The sequence below is a fragment of the Synechococcus sp. KORDI-52 genome (assembly GCF_000737595.1).
GTDB lineage: Bacteria > Cyanobacteriota > Cyanobacteriia > PCC-6307 > Cyanobiaceae > Parasynechococcus.
The window spans coordinates 104,592-123,118 of record NZ_CP006271.1 but is presented as its reverse complement, the minus strand read 5'-3'; the positions used below and the strand labels follow the sequence as shown (position 1 = coordinate 123,118).

Annotated in this window: 16 protein-coding genes and 1 tRNA gene; 6 read left to right on the top strand and 11 right to left on the bottom strand. The window is 61.6% G+C overall.

Translation table 11 applies throughout. The features are described from left to right. Positions 1 to 65: 65 nt before the first annotated feature. Positions 66 to 1,346, bottom strand: a complete 1,281-nt coding sequence (locus KR52_RS00745) for a hypothetical protein (protein WP_038551265.1) — start codon at positions 1,344 to 1,346, stop codon at positions 66 to 68. Positions 1,347 to 1,751: 405 nt separating this feature from the next. Between KR52_RS00745 and psaA the strand changes: the two genes are divergently transcribed. From psaA to KR52_RS00730, 3 genes are all read left to right on the top strand, one after another. Beyond that, positions 1,752 to 4,055 carry a photosystem I core protein PsaA gene (gene psaA / locus KR52_RS00740; protein ID WP_038551262.1) on the top strand — a complete coding sequence of 768 codons (2,304 nt, stop codon included), beginning with the start codon at positions 1,752 to 1,754 and terminating at the stop codon, positions 4,053 to 4,055. A gap of 22 nt (positions 4,056 to 4,077) precedes the next feature. Further along, a complete protein-coding gene (gene psaB, locus KR52_RS00735; protein ID WP_038551259.1) occupies positions 4,078 to 6,291 on the top strand; it encodes a photosystem I core protein PsaB in 2,214 nt (737 codons plus the stop codon). A 159-nt stretch (positions 6,292 to 6,450) separates the two neighbouring features. Beyond that, positions 6,451 to 7,188 (top strand): DUF3598 family protein, encoded by a 738-nt coding sequence (locus KR52_RS00730; RefSeq protein ID WP_038551257.1) that lies wholly within the window; start codon positions 6,451 to 6,453, stop codon positions 7,186 to 7,188. 11 nt (positions 7,189 to 7,199) lie between these two features. Here the strand turns inward: KR52_RS00730 and KR52_RS00725 are convergent, their stop codons facing one another. The 4 genes from KR52_RS00725 to KR52_RS00710 form a co-directional block, all read right to left on the bottom strand. Next, positions 7,200 to 8,156, bottom strand: a complete 957-nt coding sequence (locus tag KR52_RS00725) for a hypothetical protein (protein WP_038551254.1) — start codon at positions 8,154 to 8,156, stop codon at positions 7,200 to 7,202. A gap of 81 nt (positions 8,157 to 8,237) precedes the next feature. Continuing rightward, a complete protein-coding gene (locus KR52_RS00720; RefSeq protein WP_038551252.1) occupies positions 8,238 to 11,357 on the bottom strand; it encodes an efflux RND transporter permease subunit in 3,120 nt (1,039 codons plus the stop codon). A gap of 108 nt (positions 11,358 to 11,465) precedes the next feature. Further along, on the bottom strand, positions 11,466 to 11,957 hold the full coding sequence (locus tag KR52_RS00715; protein ID WP_011363361.1) for a photosystem I reaction center protein subunit XI: 492 nt from the start codon (positions 11,955 to 11,957) through the stop codon (positions 11,466 to 11,468). 43 nt (positions 11,958 to 12,000) lie between these two features. Next, positions 12,001 to 12,117: a photosystem I reaction center subunit VIII gene (locus KR52_RS00710; protein WP_006851672.1), complete on the bottom strand. Its 117-nt coding sequence runs from the start codon at positions 12,115 to 12,117 to the stop codon at positions 12,001 to 12,003. A gap of 90 nt (positions 12,118 to 12,207) precedes the next feature. Here KR52_RS00710 and KR52_RS00705 point away from each other — a divergent pair, with 90 nt between their 5' ends. Continuing rightward, complete coding sequence (locus KR52_RS00705; RefSeq protein WP_038551247.1) at positions 12,208 to 12,675, top strand: HEAT repeat domain-containing protein; 468 nt, start codon at positions 12,208 to 12,210, stop codon at positions 12,673 to 12,675. On the opposite strand, the gene KR52_RS00700 is transcribed toward KR52_RS00705, so the two are convergent. Further along, positions 12,633 to 13,595 carry a glycosyltransferase family 2 protein gene (locus KR52_RS00700; protein ID WP_038551244.1) on the bottom strand — a complete coding sequence of 321 codons (963 nt, stop codon included), beginning with the start codon at positions 13,593 to 13,595 and terminating at the stop codon, positions 12,633 to 12,635. The two genes, KR52_RS00705 and KR52_RS00700, sit on opposite strands and share 43 nt — an antisense overlap. 51 nt (positions 13,596 to 13,646) lie before the next feature. After that, entirely contained in the window at positions 13,647 to 14,375 is a 729-nt protein-coding gene (locus tag KR52_RS00695; RefSeq protein ID WP_038551241.1) for a C40 family peptidase, read from the bottom strand. Positions 14,376 to 14,392: 17 nt separating this feature from the next. Between KR52_RS00695 and KR52_RS00690 the strand changes: the two genes are divergently transcribed. Next, positions 14,393 to 15,307 carry a serine hydrolase gene (locus tag KR52_RS00690; RefSeq protein ID WP_038551239.1) on the top strand — a complete coding sequence of 305 codons (915 nt, stop codon included), beginning with the start codon at positions 14,393 to 14,395 and terminating at the stop codon, positions 15,305 to 15,307. A 16-nt stretch (positions 15,308 to 15,323) separates the two neighbouring features. On the opposite strand, the gene KR52_RS00685 is transcribed toward KR52_RS00690, so the two are convergent. Then, positions 15,324 to 15,412: transfer RNA gene (locus KR52_RS00685), tRNA-Ser, on the bottom strand. 37 nt (positions 15,413 to 15,449) lie between these two features. Further along, entirely contained in the window at positions 15,450 to 16,580 is a 1,131-nt protein-coding gene (gene alr, locus KR52_RS00680; RefSeq protein ID WP_173402178.1) for an alanine racemase, read from the bottom strand. A gap of 69 nt (positions 16,581 to 16,649) precedes the next feature. On the opposite strand from alr, the gene KR52_RS00675 reads away from it, so the two are divergent. Beyond that, complete coding sequence (locus KR52_RS00675) at positions 16,650 to 17,150, top strand: HNH endonuclease (protein WP_038556634.1); 501 nt, start codon at positions 16,650 to 16,652, stop codon at positions 17,148 to 17,150. 3 nt (positions 17,151 to 17,153) lie between these two features. Here the strand turns inward: KR52_RS00675 and prfA are convergent, their stop codons facing one another. Both prfA and rpmE read right to left on the bottom strand, forming a co-directional pair. Continuing rightward, positions 17,154 to 18,251 carry a peptide chain release factor 1 gene (gene prfA / locus KR52_RS00670; RefSeq protein WP_038551238.1) on the bottom strand — a complete coding sequence of 366 codons (1,098 nt, stop codon included), beginning with the start codon at positions 18,249 to 18,251 and terminating at the stop codon, positions 17,154 to 17,156. 14 nt (positions 18,252 to 18,265) lie between these two features. Further along, a complete protein-coding gene (rpmE, locus tag KR52_RS00665; RefSeq protein WP_038551237.1) occupies positions 18,266 to 18,517 on the bottom strand; it encodes a 50S ribosomal protein L31 in 252 nt (83 codons plus the stop codon). Positions 18,518 to 18,527: the final 10 nt, after the last annotated feature.

Below are 18,527 nucleotides of genomic sequence, written 5' to 3'. Positions count from 1 at the left end.
CTGGGGCTCAGTCCTAGGCCCAGAGCGGGAGCGGCAGATGTGGGGTTCAGGGCGGGGAATCCGGATCAGGGCTGGCGCAAGCGCCCATCACTGTTGAGCAACTCACGGGCTGATCCTCCCAGGCTGCTGCTCGGCATCAGCTTGGAGTCCTGCTCGGCAGGCTGCTGAGGCTCCGCCGGCTTCTCCTCGGCAGGAGTGGGCAGAGCAGCTTCTGCTGTGGATGGCTCTTCTGCAAGGGGCGGCTCAGGCTCCTGCCCATCACTTTCCTCGGGTGCCGTGGGCTGGGGCCCGTCCTCGACTTTGTCCTCCGTCTTGATCTCAGCCTGAGGAAGCTCTCGGGGCTGTTTTGTCTTCTCTTGTTTTTTCTCATCAGTCTTTTGAGGAGGCTCTGGCGTGGATTCGACCACATCCAGAACTTCAGGCTCAGGGGAGCCGCTCAGGCGCGCGAGCTGGCTTTCAGTGAGGCGTGGGCGCATCCAGCCCGGCTTGGGACCGGATGGGGATTTCAGATGAATCAGCTGATTGTTGAACACCGGCGTGATCGGCTCGCCCAGCCCATTCAGCAGTTCCATCTGAAGGTCGTGGCTGCCTGCGCCGTTCGATTCTTTGAGCCAGAGGGCTTCCTGGTGATCGACCAAAAAGCTGTCTCCATCAATGCTGATGCGGAGTCGCCAGCGTCCATCGCCCTCCCGCAGGTTTTGCAGCGGGGCATTCCAGATCAGCCAATCCACCAGGAGGGGTTGCAAGCCCTGCTCTCCGGTTGGTGAGACAGGAACCAGCCAGGGGGCATCGCGTTCGGGTTGTGTGCCCTGCAGTTTTTGCCAGAGGTGCAGGCGCCCCTGGATTGAGGCTCCTGGTGCTTGAACGGCTTCTCCCCAGGGGTAAGCGGCCCAGGCGCTGAACCGGTGACTGCCGGCCTCCAGGTCATCGATGCGGACCTTCAGGCGGTTTCCATTGCTTTCGCTGAGCCGTAGGGGAGCGCGGTTGTCGATTTGGAGCACAACATGGGGGCCCAGGCCCAATTCGGGGTCGCTGCTGAGGGGCCAGTCGTCAATTTCGAAACGCAGCTCAAGGGCGTCAGAAAAAACGATGCTGTCGTTGCCGGGATCGATCAGCCTCAGGGAGGGACGGTGCCGCTGCAGGTTCTGGCGTAGCTGTTGCACGGCCCCTGGAGGAGCCACTTCCTGGAGCTTCCCGCTGGGGGCTGAACTCGGCAGCGGTTTGGAGCCGGAACCGCCATCGCGATGGAAGAATCCAAGGCCTGCATGAACCGGCAATCCGGCACCAAGAAGCAGCACTGCTGCCAGCAGAACAGCCCATATCGACTTCAGGCCAGGGCGACGCATTGGGCATGAACGGGATCTGATCATTCTGAACAATCCGCCCTTCACTGGCAGAGTTTTAGTTATTTAAGAATGAAATATGCGTGAAATTGTATTGCTTACTGCTTGAGATCTTTGTTGTTTCGCTGATTCGCAGCCTTCTGCAGACGCCTGTCGCTGACTGGCTCGCCATGGGATTGAACCTTTGTAACTCAGTGCCCTTTAACCCCCTGCTCCGCCCCTATGCTTCCGCCAGCGGTCCCCTCTTTGGGGCCCCAGCTTCAGTGCAGACAAGGGGTTTCGACCCCACTGCTGTACTGACGCCCGAGCTCTGATTCCCTGTGAATCCGTGTTCGGGGCCCCGATTGGCTTCGGCCCGTCGGAGGGGTGGCCCACCACCTCGAAACCCGTCCCTCGAGGAACGACTCGATGACCATCAGCCCACCTGAGCGTGGGAGTGACGCGAAGAGCCAGGTCGAAAAGGTTGACAATCCAGCAACCTTCGAGCTGTTCGGTAAGCCCGGACATTTCGACCGCGCCCTCGCGAAAGGTCCCAAAACCACCACCTGGGTTTGGAACCTTCACGCCAACGCTCACGACTTCGACGCTCACACGAGCGACCTTCAAGAGGTCTCTCGGCGGATCTTCTCCGCCCACTTCGGCCACCTGGCCGTCATTTTCATCTGGCTTAGCGGTGCCTTCTTCCATGGCGCCCGCTTCTCCAACTATTCCGGTTGGCTTGCTGACCCCACCCATGTGAAGCCAAGCGCCCAGCAGGTCTGGGCAGTTTTTGGTCAAGAAGTCCTCAACGGAGACATGGGTGCCGGTTTCCAAGGCATCCAAATCACCTCAGGCCTCTTCCAGATGTGGCGTGCCTGGGGCATCACCAGCGAAACCCAGCTCATGGCTCTGGCCATCGGTGCCCTGGTGATGGCCGGCCTCATGCTCAACGCCGGTGTTTTCCACTACCACAAGGCAGCGCCGAAGCTGGAGTGGTTCCAGAACGTTGAGTCAATGCTGAACCACCACCTGGCAGGTCTGCTGGGTCTTGGTTCGCTGTCCTGGGCCGGTCACGTCATCCACGTGTCGGCTCCTGTCACCAAGTTGATGGACGCCATCGATGCCGGCCAACCGCTGGTGCTGAATGGCAAGACCATCGCTTCGGCCGCAGACATTCCTCTGCCCCACGAGTTCTTCAATCAGGACCTCTTGGCGCAGCTGTATCCCGGATTCAGCGCTGGTGTCGGTGCCTTCTTCTCCGGGAACTGGGCTGCCTACAGCGATTTCCTCACCTTCAAGGGTGGTTTGAATCCTGTGACCGGAAGCCTCTGGATGACTGACATCGCCCACCACCATGTGGCGATCGCCGTGATGTTCATTGTTGCCGGTCACATGTACCGGACCAACTGGGGCATTGGTCACTCCATCAAGGAGATCCACGAAGGTCAGAAGGGCGACCCCCTGCTGTTCCCTGCCACCAACGGTCACGACGGTCTTTACGACTTCATGACCAACTCCTGGCATGCCCAGCTTGCGGTCAACCTGGCCATCGGCGGTTCGGTGAGCATCATCGTTGCTCAGCACATGTACGCGATGCCTCCGTATCCGTACCAAGCGATCGATTACCCCACCCAGATCGGGCTCTTCACCCATCACATCTGGATCGGCGGCTTTCTGATCGTTGGTGCCGGTGCTCACGCCGCCATCGCCATGGTTCGCGATTACGACCCCGCCAAGCACATCGACAACGTGCTGGATCGGGTGCTCAAGGCTCGCGACGCGATCATCAGTCACCTCAACTGGGTCTGCATCTGGCTCGGAGCTCACAGCTTCGGTCTTTATGTCCACAACGACACCATGCGTGCCCTGGGTCGTCCCCAGGACATGTTCAGCGATTCGGCCATCTCCATTCAGCCGATCTTTGCTCAGTGGATTCAGAGCGTGCACGCCGCAGCTGCCGGCAGCACGGCTCCTAACGCCCTCGCGGGTGTGAGTGAAGTGTTCAACGGTTCCGTTGTCGCCGTCGGCGGCAAGGTTGCCGCTGCTCCCATGCCGCTCGGTACTGCCGACTTCATGGTTCACCACATTCACGCCTTCACGATTCACGTGACGGTGCTGATCCTGCTGAAGGGTGTCCTGTACGCCCGCAGCTCCCGCCTCATCCCTGATAAGGCCAACCTGGGCTTCCGCTTCTCCTGCGACGGTCCTGGTCGTGGTGGCACTTGCCAGGTCTCCGCTTGGGACCACGTGTTCCTGGGCCTGTTCTGGATGTACAACTCCCTGTCTGTTGTGATCTTCCACTTCTCCTGGAAGATGCAGAGCGACATCTGGGGAACGGTGAATGCCGACGGTTCTGTCGCGCACATCACCAACGGCAACTTTGCCAACAGCGCCATCACCATCAATGGCTGGCTGCGTGACTTCCTGTGGGCTCAGGCCGTTCAGGTGATCAACAGCTATGGCTCGAACACAGCCGCCTACGGAATCATGTTCCTCGGCGCCCACTTCGTGTTCGCCTTCAGCCTGATGTTCCTCTTCAGTGGCCGCGGCTACTGGCAGGAGCTGATCGAGTCCATCGTCTGGGCTCACAACAAGCTGAAGGTGGCTCCCGCCATCCAGCCCCGTGCCCTTTCCATCATCCAAGGCCGTGCCGTGGGTGTTGCCCATTACCTCTTGGGCGGAATTGCGACCACGTGGGCCTTCTTCCACGCCCACATTCTTGTGGTCGGCTGACCTCACCTGACCTCTCCCTCTAATGGCAACGAAATTCCCTTCGTTCAGCCAGGGTCTGGCCCAGGACCCGACAACCCGCCGTATCTGGTACGGGATCGCCACGGCTCACGACTTCGAGAGCCATGACGGAATGACGGAGGAGCGCCTCTATCAGAAGCTCTTCTCCACCCATTTCGGACACCTCGCGATCATCGGCCTGTGGGTTTCGGGAAACCTGTTCCACATCGCCTGGCAGGGCAACTTCGAGCAGTGGGTCGCCGACCCCCTGCACGTGCGCCCCATCGCTCACGCAATCTGGGATCCCCACTTCGGTCAAGGCGCCATTGACGCCTTCACCCAAGCGGGTGCGTCCTCCCCGGTGAACATCGCCTACTCAGGCCTTTATCACTGGTTCTACACAATCGGCATGAAGACGAATGCCGAGCTGTATCAGGGTTCCATCTTCATGATGATCCTGTCGGCTTGGGCCCTCTTCGCCGGCTGGTTGCACCTGCAGCCCAAGTTCCGTCCTTCCCTGGCCTGGTTCAAAAACGCTGAATCGCGTCTGAACCACCACCTCGCTGTCCTCTTCGGCTTCAGCTCCATCGCCTGGACCGGTCACCTGGTTCACGTTGCGATCCCCGAAGCCCGCGGTCAGCACGTTGGTTGGGACAACTTCCTCAACGTTCTGCCTCACCCCGCCGGTCTTGGACCTTTCTTCACCGGCAACTGGGGTGTGTATGCCGAAAACCCCGATTCTCTGAATCAGGTCTTCGGTAGCTCCGAAGGTGCCGGCACCGCCATCCTCACCTTCCTTGGTGGCTTTCACCCTCAGACAGAAGCTCTCTGGCTGACGGACATCGCCCACCACCACCTGGCCATCGGTTGCCTCTTCGTGATCGCCGGCCACATGTACCGGACCAACTTCGGTATCGGTCACTCCATCAAGGAGATCCTCGAAACCCACAACCCCCCGAAGGGCACCCCCGGTGACCTCGGCGCTGGCCACAAGGGTCTCTACGACACCATCAACAACAGCCTGCACTTCCAGCTTGGTCTGGCTCTCGCCTCCCTCGGCGTGGTCACCAGCCTCGTGGCGCAGCACATGTACTCGATGCCGTCGTATGCCTTCATCGCGAAGGACTACACAACCCAGGCAGCCCTGTACACCCACCACCAGTACATCGCCATCGCGCTGATGTGTGGTGCCTTCGCCCACGGTGCGATCTTCTTCATCCGTGACTACGACCCCGAAGCCAACAAGGACAACGTCCTGGCTCGGATGCTCGAGCACAAGGAAGCGATCATCAGCCACCTGAGCTGGGTCTCCCTGTTCCTTGGCTTCCACACCCTCGGCCTCTACGTCCACAACGATGTGGTCGTTGCCTTCGGTACCCCCGAGAAGCAGATCCTGGTTGAGCCCGTCTTCGCCCAGTTCGTTCAGGCCGCCTCTGGTAAGGCCATGTACGGAATGGACGTGCTGCTCTCCAACGCCTCCAGCTCCGCCAGCCTTGCGTCCCAGAACATTCCTGGCGACCACTACTGGCTGGACGCGATTAATGGCAACACCGATGTGTTCCTGCCCATCGGCCCTGGTGACTTCCTGGTTCACCACGCCATTGCTCTGGGTCTGCACACCACCACCCTGATCCTTGTGAAGGGTGCGCTGGATGCCCGCGGCTCCAAGCTGATGCCCGACAAGAAGGACTTTGGCTACTCCTTCCCTTGCGACGGTCCCGGCCGTGGCGGCACCTGCGACATCTCCGCCTGGGACGCCTTCTATCTGGCTGTTTTCTGGGCACTGAACACCGTGGGTTGGCTGACCTTCTACTGGCACTGGAAGCACCTGGCCATCTGGTCCGGCAACGTGGCTCAGTTCAACGAATCCAGCACCTACCTGATGGGCTGGTTCCGCGACTACCTGTGGCTCAACTCCTCCCAGTTGATCAACGGCTACAACCCGTTTGGCAGCAACAACCTCGCCGTCTGGGCCTGGATGTTCCTCTTCGGACACCTGGTTTGGGCCACAGGCTTCATGTTCCTGATCTCCTGGCGGGGTTACTGGCAGGAACTGATCGAGACCATTGTCTGGGCACACCAGCGCAGCCCCATCGCCAACATGATGGGTTACCGCGACAAGCCTGTGGCACTGTCCATCGTTCAGGCCCGTGTCGTCGGCTTGGCTCACTTCACGGTTGGCTATGTCCTGACGTATGCCGCGTTCCTGATTGCCTCGACTTCAGGGAAATTCGGTTAACTCCTTTCTGAATTAGCCCGCGACGAGTCGTTCCTCGTTTCAACCGTCCCCACTCGGTTTGCCGGGTGGGGATTTTTTTTATCTGTTCTTCGGAGTGGTTCTGGTGGACTGCGTTGTTGTTCTCGTTTTGCTCTGGGCCCTGCCTAGCCTCAGGCCTCGATGGCGAACGAGCTGAACGTGGGCGAATGGGAGCACCTGCAGCGCAACATTGGTGAGTGGCACGGCTGGTTCGACAGCCTGGACCGGACGCTGCAACGCACCAAGCGTCAGCCCTCTCTTCTCACGCTCCAACCGGCTCTCTCCGGTGTGCCACTCCATCTGACCCTGCTGCTCTGGCCTGAGGGAGCGGGATCGAGTGCTCCCCATCAACCGCCTGCCGGCGAGCCTGAAAAGCGGATCGTCCAGAGCTTCACGAGGCTGGATCCCGACATGGGGGTCTTTGCTACCGGCAGTTTTACGAGGGGGACCCTGCATCGGTCCACATGGACCAAGCTCTATGCCGAGTTCGGGTTCCTGCATGGCCAACGCCGTCACCGCTTGGTTCTGCTTTGGGATGTTGCGGGGCACTTGGATCGGATCGTGCTGATCCGTGAGTTCCTCGCCGGAAGTTCAGCGGTGGAACGTCCATCCCTGGAGGCAGATCAGCTGATCGGGCACTGGCGTCGTGACCTCCCTTTGCCTGGAGAGAACATTTGTTTTGCCGCAGGCGACCTTGATCGCTGGATCTTTTTGCCGGATGGAGGAGCCTTTCTAGCGCCTGCGCAGATCGATACCCACCAGCCCTTCAGCATCGAAGCGCTTTGGTTGTCGAGTGCAACGCGCCTCGAGCGCATTTCCCGTCGTTATTCAGAACATGGTGCTCTGACGTCGGTAGACCAACAACTGCTCACCCGTTGAGGCTGGGCTGGCTAAGGGGTGTTGCTCAAGTCAGCCCGGCCCCTGTTGCTGAAGGAAATGTCGAGAGTGCGCAGATAGGTGTGCAGGCCGGCATCCTGAATGGGCAGCACGTAAGCGTCGGCGCCGGATTCGTTGTGGTGGGAGTGCCAGTAACCCGGCGGGGTCACGAAGGCTGCGCCTGCCACCCAGTCTTCCCGGTGCCCATTGCGGATCATTCCGTTCTCATCCAGCTCGGTGCCGATCATCGTGTAGCACCCCGGTTGGCAGGCCACTGCAAAATCAAGGGCGATCGACTGATGTCGGTGGGGGCGCTGCACCTGGCCTGCGGGGAGAATGCCCAACATGGCCCACAGGGTGTGGGTGACGGTGCGCGTCTGCGGGAACGCGTTGTTTCCTAACAGCACACTCACGCGGTTGGCGTTGGCTCCGCGGGGATTGCTGGCGATGGCATTCAGCTGCGCCCGAGCATCCTGATGGCTGTAGAAGCAGGGTTCGAACACCGGTTTCACGGTGCTCACGCCCAGATACCGAAGCAGGGGGGCATCGTGCACCCAATAGAGGCCGGCACGTGTTTCGCTGCTGTGAATGGCTTCCCCGCCCGCAGGCAGCACGAACGTATCTCCCTCGCTCCAGTGAAACACCTGGCCACAGGCTTCTGTTTGCCCATGGCCTCGGGCCACGAAGAACAGCTGACTCGTCGCATCCGCATGGGTGCGCAAGGACCCATGATCCAGCCGAATGAAGTTGCCGCAGAGCGATGGACCCGTGGCCGGGCCTTCGCACTGCAGATCGGCACTCAGATCAAGAGGCCGCAGGGCTGTTCCAGCTTCATCAAAGAAACTGGCCGAAAAGCTCCGGTAGGGGATGGTGCTGATCAGCCCCTTTTGCAGTGGATTCGCCGCTGCGGCGTAGTCGAAGAACTGCGCCTGGGAACTGGTTGCCGTCGTCGCCCGGGGGGTGATGGTCATTGTTCCTTCCAGCAGCAGAACCGGTGAATTGAGGCCGCACCCTACGCGGTGGGCCACCGTGCAGGCGTTCGGAATGCACCGTTAAAGCTGAGTCGGCATTCGGTCCCGCTTCAGCATCAGGCAGACGGCGGGCACGGCAAACAGCGACAGTAACGAGGCCACCAGCAGTCCGCTGAAGACCACGGTGCCGATGCTGATCCTGCTGGCCGCCCCGGTGCCTTGGGCGAACAGGAGAGGCAGGAAACCCGCCAAGGATGTGACTGCTGTCAGCAGGATGGGTCGCATCCGGTTCACGGCCGCATCCACAACGGCGTCACGCAGGGCCAGGCCTGCCGCAATCCGCTGGTTGGCGAACTCCACGATCAGGATTCCGTTCTTGGCCGCCAGGCTCACCAGCACCAGAAGTCCCATCTGGCCGTAAACATCCAGTGGAAGACCCCGCATCTTCAAGCCGATCAGAGCTCCGAGCAGGGCCATCGGCACCGTGAGCAGGATGATCAATGGGTCAATGAAACTCTCGTAGAGAGCGGCCAGAAGCAGATAGACCACCGTCACGCCGAGGGCGAAGAGCACCCAGGTCACGCGTCTTGCCCGTTGTTCTTCCAAGGCCAGGCCTGTGAAGGCCAACCCGATGTTGTTGCCTCCGATGCGGTCACCGGCCTGGGTCAGGGCGTCGATGGCGTCACCGCTGCTGACCGTTGGCGCGGGGATGGCCGTGATCCGGATGGCCCGGTTGAGCCCGAAGTGGTGAATGTTGTTGACGCCTTCCTCCCGGGTCAGGCTGGCCACTGTTGCGACGGACACCAGCTCACCGCTGCGGTTGCGCACCATCAGACCGGTGAGATCCTCAGGTTGCCGCCGCTCTCGGCCCTCCAACTGCAGCACAATCGAGCGGATTCGACCGTCGTCGTAGGTGTCGTCGATGTAGCGGCCGCCGAAGGCCGTGCCGATCTCCCGCAGCGTTGCGCCGTAGTCGAGGTCGAGAGCTGCCAGTTGGTCGCGGTTGAGTGTCAGGCGCCAGCGGGGGAAACTGGCATCAAAGCGGGTGCTGACCCGTTCAAACTGTTTTGTTGCCTGCGCCGTTTGGATGAACTCCTCTGCGACACGGCCGAACTGCTCCAGGCTTAATTGGCCGGCGCTGCGGTCCAGCAGTTCAACCGAGAGTCCTGATTCACTGCTGAAGCCCCGCACCGCCGCAGGGGTGGTCAGCACGACCCTGGCATCGCCGATCCGTGTTTGAATCTCCCGACTGAGACGGAGTTTGATGGCGTTGCTGCTTTGCGCTGTGCCGGGGCGATCCTTCAGCGGCTTGAGGCGCAGGAAGAATGATCCGCGATCCTCTCCGCTCTGTCCGAAGGAACTGCCGGCATAAAAGTTGCCGGTGCGCACCAGGGGCTCTTCGCTGACGATGCGACGGATGTCGTCCATCACGGCCACGCTGCGCTCAAGGCTGGCGCCGTCGGGGAGGGTGAAGTAGCCGCGGATCTGGCCTTGGTCGTCATCGGGAATGAAAGCTGTCGGCATGACGGCCAATCCAGAGGCTGTGATGACGAGGCCACTCAGAAGCACAAAGGCGATGAGCCGCTTTCGTTGCAGCCACAGCTCAAGTTGCTTGGCGTATTGGCACTGCAGAGTCTGCATCCCCTCTCGAAGCCAGCGGCTTAGCCTGCCGATGGCCCCAGGAAGTCGACCACCCCCAGGCCCCAACACACGGGCGCAGGCCATCGGGGTGAAGCTGAGCGCATTCAGGGTGGAGAACAGAATCGCTCCGGAAATGGCCAGAGCAATCGGTTGATACAGGCGTCCGATCGATCCAGGAATGAGCAGCACGGGCAGAAACACGGCGGCTAACACCAGTGAGGTGGCGATCACTGCATTCGCCAGCTCGGCCATGGCGTCTTCCGCGGCCTGCCCGGGGGGCGTGCCCCGTTCGATCCGTCCGGCGATGTCTTCGCTGACAACGATGGCGTCATCAACAACGATCCCAGTGGCCAGCACCAGCCCGAACAGGATCAGGCTGTTGAGGTTGGAACCGCTCAGATTCACCAGGGTGAGGCTTCCCACCAGCGCTACCGGCACCGCAAGGCCTGGGATCAGCGCCAGGCGCCAGCGGCCCAGCATCAGCACCAGCACCACCAGCACCAGCAGCACGGCATCCCGCAAGGTGACGAAGGTGCGGTTGAGGTTGGCCTGAACTGTGTCGGCCACATCAACGATCAACGACAGCTCGATGCCCGGAGGGAAGCTCGGCTCCAACTGCTTCAGCCTGCGTTTGATCGCCCTGCTCACCTCAAGGGCATTGGCTTCATCGCGCTGGTAGATCCCCACGGCCACGGAGCGCTCTCCGTCCAAATTCATCGCCTCTCGTCCGTAGTTGCGTTGTCCGAGCGACACCCGCCCTACATCCTTCAGCCGCAGCAGTCCGCCGTTCTCCAGCCGGCGCAAGACGAGATTCTCGAAATCCGATTGGCTGCGGAGTCGCCCCTCGGCCTCCACGGGAAGCGTCAGCAACTGGCCCGATGGCACCGGGGCAGCGCCAATGCTGCCAATGGCGGCCAAAACATTTTGTTCAGCCAGGGCACGGCTGACATCGCCGATGGTGAGGTTGGTCTGTTCAAGGCGTTGCGGATCCAGCCACAGGCGGAAGGAGAGCTCACTGCTGCCGAACACCTGTACATCGCCGATGCCCGGTGTTGTGAGCAGCGCTTCGCGCAGGGTCTGGTCCAGCCAGCCGGTCAGAAAGGTGGAGACGTATTGATCCGGCGGGTGGCTGAACCCCAGGATCATCAACAGGTCTTCCGAGGCGCGACGCACCTGGAGCCCCTGGCGCGTGACGGCCTGGGGCAGCCGACGGCTGGCCAGGTTGACCTCGTTCTGCACCTTGATCGCATTCAGCTCGGGATCCCCCGCGTTGAAGCGCAAGGTGATGCTGGCGCCGCCCTGTCGGCTGGTTGAGCTGATGCTTTCGACCCCTTCCAGGCCATTCAGCTGTTGTTCCAACACCCGTGTCACGCTCTGTTCCACCACCTCCGGCGAAGCCGCAGGGAAACGGGCGCTGACACTGACGCGGGTGGGAGCAAGTGGAGGCAGATCCTCCAGTCCCAGGCCCAACAACGACGTGAAGCCTGCCAGAAGAATCAGCAGGCTGCAGACGACTGTGAGGACCGGCCGTCGCAGAAACGGCTGGGAGATCGACCGCACCGGGACGGCTCAAACGCCATTGAATCCTGGCAGGAAAAATCCCCCAATTGCCTGATGTACAGGCAATTGGGGGATGCAGGATTGTGTTGAATGGTTCGGGTGAAGGACTCAGCCCACGCTCCAGACACCTGCAGCGATTTTGAACAGTTCCTGGACGTGAACGGTGTTGCACAAGAACCAGGCAAACACGGCCCCGCCGCAGCCACCGAGCCAGAAACCACTGGTGAAGTCGGCCCAGCCGGTGCGGGTGAACAGGTCGGCAGGGGGGTTCTCAACCGTGACATCTGCCGGGGGGATGTTCGGTTGCTTGCCGGGCTGGTTGTAGAGCAGGAACAGCAGGCTGAGGATGTGAACGGCGCCGATGGCAGCCAGCAGGCCAGCGGTTTGCTGATACTCGGTGGCACGCAGGGGCCCACAGATGGTGAAGGGGCCGTAGAGCAGGTAGCCGAAGGCTGCACCTGTTTCAAGGCCACGGAAGTTCGGGGAAATCCCAGGCCGGTAGAGGGGCAGGTTGTTGATCAGGCCTTTGATGAAATAGCCGCTGTTGACGGGGGTCGCGAGGTTGCCGACGCAGGGATCAGCAGCAGGAGTGACAGTCATGAGGTACGAGTGCTGAGGGGTTGAAACGATCCGCAGGTCGCGGTCACTCGGCAGCGGTGATCACTCGACCAACAAGGACGATGAACACTGCGGGGAAAACGATTCCGGTGATGGGCACAAAAATCGCAGGCAGCCAAGCAGCAGCGAAATCTCCAGTCATGTCGAGGCCAAAAGCTTCGCCGCTACTGTAGAGAGCACCGATCTGACGGCTTGCTGTAGGCCGCGACGGCGACATAAAAGTTCAATCCGCATGCAGAACGTTCTCCTCCCTGGTGCCATCGTGCTGCTCACGGTGGTGCTCTGGTTGCGCAGGAAACCGGTGAAGCCGATGCTTTCCAGCACGGATGCCAGTGGCGTTGCGCAGCTCAACCGTGCCCAGCTGGAATTGGTGATCGCGCCGGCGTCCGAAGCGGATTCCGCCGACGGTGTCCTTGAGGCCTGGACGGCACCGACCACCCCGCTTGAGCGGCTGGACTTGGAGCGGCGCCTGAGGGCTGACATGGAGGCCGGCCCCGAGGAACGCTTGCGTGCCGTGCGTTTGGCGGCCCGATGGGGGCACCGTTCTGCCCTTCCCTGGCTGCGCAAGGCCCTGCGGGACAGTGATGCGCGCGTGGTGGAAGCCGCCGCCGCCGCGATCGCACCGTTCCGGGGTGCGCCTGCCGCTGCACCGACCCGTCAGCCGGCTCGTCCGCCGCGCAACGTCTCACGGATGCGGTAGATCGGGCGCCCCTGGCTTTCGTGATATGTGCGGATCAGCAGCTCTCCCAGGAGCCCGAAGCAGAACAGTTGAATCCCTGCCAACCCGAGCACCACGGCCAGCGTGAGCAGAGGACGATTGGCAATGTCGCCACCCATCAGCTTGATGACCAACAGGTAGGTGCTGGTGACCAGGCTGGCAGCGATGGCCAGCAGTCCTCCGAAGCCGAACACGTACATCGGCCGGGTCAGAAAACGCTTCATGAACCAGACCGTGAGCAGATCCATCAACACACGGAAGGTGCGGTCGATCCCGTACTTGCTGCTGCCGAACTGACGCGCCCGGTGGTTCACCTTCACTTCGGTGATTCGTGCACCTTCGATGAAGGCCAGGGCGGGAAGAAAGCGATGCAGTTCGCCATAGAGCCGCATGTCTGCCAGCACCTCCCGTCGATAGGCCTTGAGGGAGCAGCCGTAGTCATGCAGCCGTACCCCGGTCACCCGGCCGATCAAGCGGTTGGCCAGCCGGGAGGGAAGTTTGCGCTGGAGGGCGGCGTCCTGGCGCTGATGGCGCCAGCCACTCACGAGGTCATACCCCTCCCGCAATTTGGCCAGAAGCATGGGGATGTCGGCTGGATCGTTCTGAAGATCACCATCCAGGCTGACAATGACTTCACCGCCAGCCACATCAAAACCAGCCGCCATGGCTGCAGTCTGGCCATAGTTCTTGCGCAGCAGCACAGCCACCACTTCGGGCACCTCTTTGCTGACCTGGGCCAGCACTTTGGCGGTGCGGTCGCTGGAGCCATCGTCCACCAGAACCAGTTCAAACGTCTCGTCTGTTGGACGCAGCGCTGAGAGGAGCTGCTCAACCAGGTGGGGAAGGCTGTCTTCTTCGTTGTACAGCGGCACCACCACCGAGAGATCCAGGGGTGCACCCATGCCAGTCGCGCTGCAAGTCGATCAACTTAAGCAGGGTCCCCAGCTGGGTGGTCAGGGGAGATGTGTTCCGTCGTGGCAGCGAACCACGCGGCCCGCGCTGCGGAATTCACCCCGGTAATGGCATGCCACCGGGTGTTGGTCGCGGCTGTGGAGGCTGTCGATGCCGATTCCATTGCGCCCATGCTCCCTCCCCGAACTGTGGCGGTAGCGGCCATCGCCGAGATGAAGCCCCACATGGGTGCAGCGCCGAGACGTGCCGAAAAACAGCAGATCTCCCGGGCGTAGCAGGCTGTGATCGTCGGGAAGAGCGGCAACCGGTTGGCAGAACCGCTCCTGCTGATAAGCATCCCGCGGAATCCAGATGCCCTGGCTGGCGAAGGCCATCTGCATCAGGCCGGAGCAATCCATGTCCGGTTCAGTGGTGCCGCCCCAGAGGTAGGTGTTGGGACGTTGCTGAGCGGTTTCGCTCCAGGCGAGCACGCTGGCCAACCGTCGTTCAATCTCCGACGCGCTCAGCGGCGACGGTCGCCAGGGTGAACAGTGTTCAGCTCGCCCCAGCACGGCCTCGAGCTCCAACCAGCAGCGGTAACCATCCTCCAGCAGCTGAACAGCGAGCCTCTTGCGCTGCTTCCCAAGGATGCGAAAGCGGCGTCCGCGACAGGCCTGTGTGGTCAGACTCTGGCCCTCAAGTCTCGCGTAACCATTGACGTCAGCGCACAGCCGCCAACAGGAGCCTGTCTGAATCAGGTCTGGGGCCAGCAGGGTGCCTAACGTCGCCATGGCCCAATCGAATCGCTATGGCGTTCTACCGTCCCGATCCCGCCATGGCGGTTCGGCTTGAGGCGGCTCTCGATGCCCTGGATGCCGACGGCCGTCCAGGGCTGCGCAACAGCCTGGCGATCACCTGGGTGCGTTACGAGGATGTTGCACCGGAGGCGGGTCAGGGCAGCGGTGCCTCCTGGAATCAAGACCGGATCCTCTATCCGGCCAGCGTGGTGAAGCTGTTTTACGCCGTCGCCATCGAGCAGTGGTTGCAACGCGACCTGATCCCGGAGGGCGACGAACTGCAGCGCGCCGTGCGCGACATGATCGTCGACTCCAGCAACGATGCGACGGGGCTCGTGGTGGATCTGCTCACAGGCACCACCAGCGGCCCTGCTCTTCACGGAGAACGTTGGGAGCTCTGGACCCAGCAGCGTCAACTGATCAATGTCTGGTTGCAGAGCTTGGCCTGGCCGGAACTTGAGGCGGTGAATTGCTGTCAGAAGACATGGGGAGATGGTCCCTATGGCCGGGACAAAACCTTCTACGGAGCCGACAACAGCAACCGCAATGGCTTGTCCACCGCGGCTACAGCCCGGATGCTGGAGGCCGTGATGACCGGTGCGGTGGTGTCACCGCCGGCCTGTCGTCGCCTGCAAGGACTCCTGCGGCGTTCGCTGGATCAGCAGCTGCGCCGTGCCGATCCTGAAAACCAGGTGGATGGGTTCCTGGGCGAGGGCCTGCCCGAGGACGCGCAGCTGTGGAGCAAGGCCGGCTGGATGAGTCAGGCCCGTCATGATGCGGCTTGGTTTCAGGTTTCCGATCAGCAGCCACCAACGCTGCTGGTGGTGTTTTCAACAGGCCCCGATCGCGCCAGGGATGCGACCCTTCTGCCTGACTTGGCACGACAGCTCAATCAGTTCAACGGCTCTGGCGAGCCGAGCGATTAAGCCAATGATCTTGGAACGGAGAGGGAGGGATTCGAACCCTCGACAGAAGTTGCCTCCTGTAACTCCTTAGCAGGGAGCCGCTTTCAACCACTCAGCCACCTCTCCAGCGGCGCATCCAGACTACCAAGCGTTGGGCAGTTGGTCAGACTTCAATACGGGGCAGGCGTTGTTTGAAACCGCAGAGGATCTCCCAGGGAATCGATCCGCAGTGATCGCTCCAGCTTTGAGGGCTTAACGCCAGGTCACCGTCCTGGCCAAGCAGGGTGACGATGTCACCTTCCTCCAGCTCGGGCGCATCGGTGGCATCCAGGAGGAGCTGGTCCATGGTGATCGCTCCCACCTGCGGGAGCCGACGGTTCCGATGCAGGGTGTGAATCTGTCCGCTGAGGGATCGCAGAACACCATCGGCATAGCCGATGCCCACCACCGCAAGCCGAGTGGGACGCTGGGTGATGAAGCGGTGGCCGTAGCTGACTCCGGTGCCAGCGGGCACCTTGCGGATCAGGCTGACCCGGGCACGAACTGCAAGGGCGGGTTGAAGGGGAATGACGTTGCTCAGATGACGCGCGGGGGCATGGCCGTACAGAGCCAGGCCAACACGCACGAGGTCGTGATGCAGCTCTCGGTTCAGCAGGGTTCCCGCGGAGTTGGCCAGATGTCGGGTGATGCTGGCGCCGTCTTGGGGCAGGGCCGAGAGCATGCTCATGAAGCGCTCCTGCTGGAGGCTGGTCAAGGCATCGTCCGGCTCATCGGCACAGGCCAGATGGCTGTAGATGCCTTCCAGATTGAGGTGTTCCAGGCTCTGCAGCGCCGCCGTGGTCTGATGCCCCTCGCTGAGGGGGCAGCCCAGCCGTGCCATGCCGGTGTCGATCTTCAACTGCACGTCGAAGCGTCGACCGCTGTCGGCGGCGAGGGCGTTGCAGAGCTGGGCTTCCCTGATACTGCTCAGGGTGGGCATCAATCGCCAGTGCAGGCAGGTGCGCAGGGCGTCCGGTTCATGGAGGTTGCTCAGCAAGAGCACCGGTGCCTCCAGACCGGCCCGGCGCAGTTCAAGGCCCTCCTGCAGTGTGGCCACACCAAGACTGGTGGCACCTCCCTCGAGTGCCGCTCGTGCCACGGTTTCGGCGCCATGGCCGTAGCCATCGGCCTTCACCACCGCCATCAGTTGGGTGCGAGGGCCAAGGTGCTGGCAGAGGGCCCTGGCGTTGGCCCGAATCGCTGCAGATGAGACTTCCACCCAGGCGCGCTGGCGTGGATTCAGCTCCGGAATCACAGGGGGTGCTCGGCGCTACCGAGACGGCTTGAAGTGATCGATAGCATGAAGCTTATTGAGGGAGCTGGCATGGGCCAGGTTCTCGTTCTCAATGCGTCCTATGAGCCGCTCAACATCACCACCTGGAGACGGGCGGTGGTGATGTTGCTGAAGGGAAAGGCAGAGGGCCTGGAACATGACCCCAGTCGTCAACTTCGCCAGGGCACCCACCTGCCGACGGTGATCCGCTTGCGTCAGTACGTTCGCGTTCCTTTTCGTCAGCTGCCCCTGACGCGTCGCAATGTTCTTCAGCGTGACAACCACACCTGCCAGTACTGCGGCAGTCGCGAGGATCAGTTGTCGATCGACCATGTGATGCCCCGCAGTCGCGGCGGCGGTGACACCTGGGAGAACGTGACCACGGCCTGCCTCAGCTGCAACGTACGTAAGGGCAACCGAACCCCCAAGGAAGCCGCCATGCCCCTGAGGCATCTCCCGCGACGGCCTCCCAGCAGCCTCAGTTTTGAGGCTCGGCGTCAGATCCGATCAGGGCATCACCAGGATTGGGCGAAATACGTGATCGGTTCGTGATCGTCAGGCCTCGGCCTGATCGCTTAGGGCTTCGAGTTTTTGACGTTGTTCTTCGGCGATGCAGGCACCGATCAGGTCCTCCAATTGTCCCTCCAGTACAGGCTCCAACGTGAAGTTCCTGCCCAACCGGTGATCGGTGGTTCGGTTGTCTTTGTAGTTGTAGGTGCGAATTTTTTCGGAGCGGTCCCCACTGCCCACTTGGGCGCGTCGGTTGCTGCTTTCCCGTTCGGCAGCAGCAGCCTGCTCCCGCTCCAGCAATTTGGCGCGCAGGATGTCGAGGGCTCGCTCCCGGTTCTGCAATTGGGAGCGTTCTTGGGTGCAGAACACGCGGATGCCTGTGGGTTTGTGCAGGAGGTCAACGGCTGTTTCCACCTTGTTGACGTTCTGGCCCCCCGCTCCGCCTGAGCGGGCGGTGCTGATCTCCAGATCCTTCGGATCGAGCTGAATTTCCACGGCATCGGCTTCCGGCATCACCGCCACTGTGGCTGTCGAGGTGTGAACCCGACCCTGAGATTCCGTGGCCGGGACGCGCTGCACCCGATGGACTCCTGCTTCGAATTTCAGTTGGCTGTAGACACTGTCGCCACGCACCGAAAGGATCAGCTCGCGAAACCCTCCCAGGTCGGCCTCGGTGCAGCTCATGGGTTGCACGGCCCAGCCCACTTTCTGGCTGTAGCGCTCATACATCCGGGCCAGATCACCGGCCCAGAGACAGGCCTCATCACCCCCTGCGCCGGCACGAATCTCAAGCATCACGCTGCGTTCATCGCGGGGATCCCGAGGTAGAAGAGCCAGGGTGAGTCGCTCCGTCAGCGTTGCGTGCTGCTCCTGAAGGCTGATCAACTCATCCTGCGCTAATTGCTCCATCGCGGCGTCACCGCGACTGTCTTTAAGCAATTGACGCGCGGAATCCCGCTCCGATTCGAGCTTCTTAAGTTCCTCGAAATCGAGCACGAGAGGCTCAAGCCTGGATCGCTCCCGCGCGATCGCTTCAAGCCGCTTGGGGTCAGCGGCAACATCGGGGTCAGCCAGCTGCCGCTCGAGGTTGCGGAAGCTGGCTGTGGCTGCTTCCAGCCGTGTGAATAAGGTCGAGGCGTCCATGCCCCGGTCTCACCTCAGGCTTTGGACTCGGCCTTGGCTTGGTCGGCACCTTTTTTCTTGGTGCCCATGCCGTACTTCTTCATGAAGCGGTCCACGCGACCTTCGGTGTCGAGGATCTTCTGGGTGCCAGTGAAGAAGGGATGATTGCCGCTCCAGACGTCGACGTGAATCTCGGGCTGGGTGGCGCCAGTGGTCATGACCACTTCGCCGTTGCAGATCACCTTGGCTTCGGGATACCAGGTTGGATGAATGTCGGGCTTGGGCATCGGTAAAAAA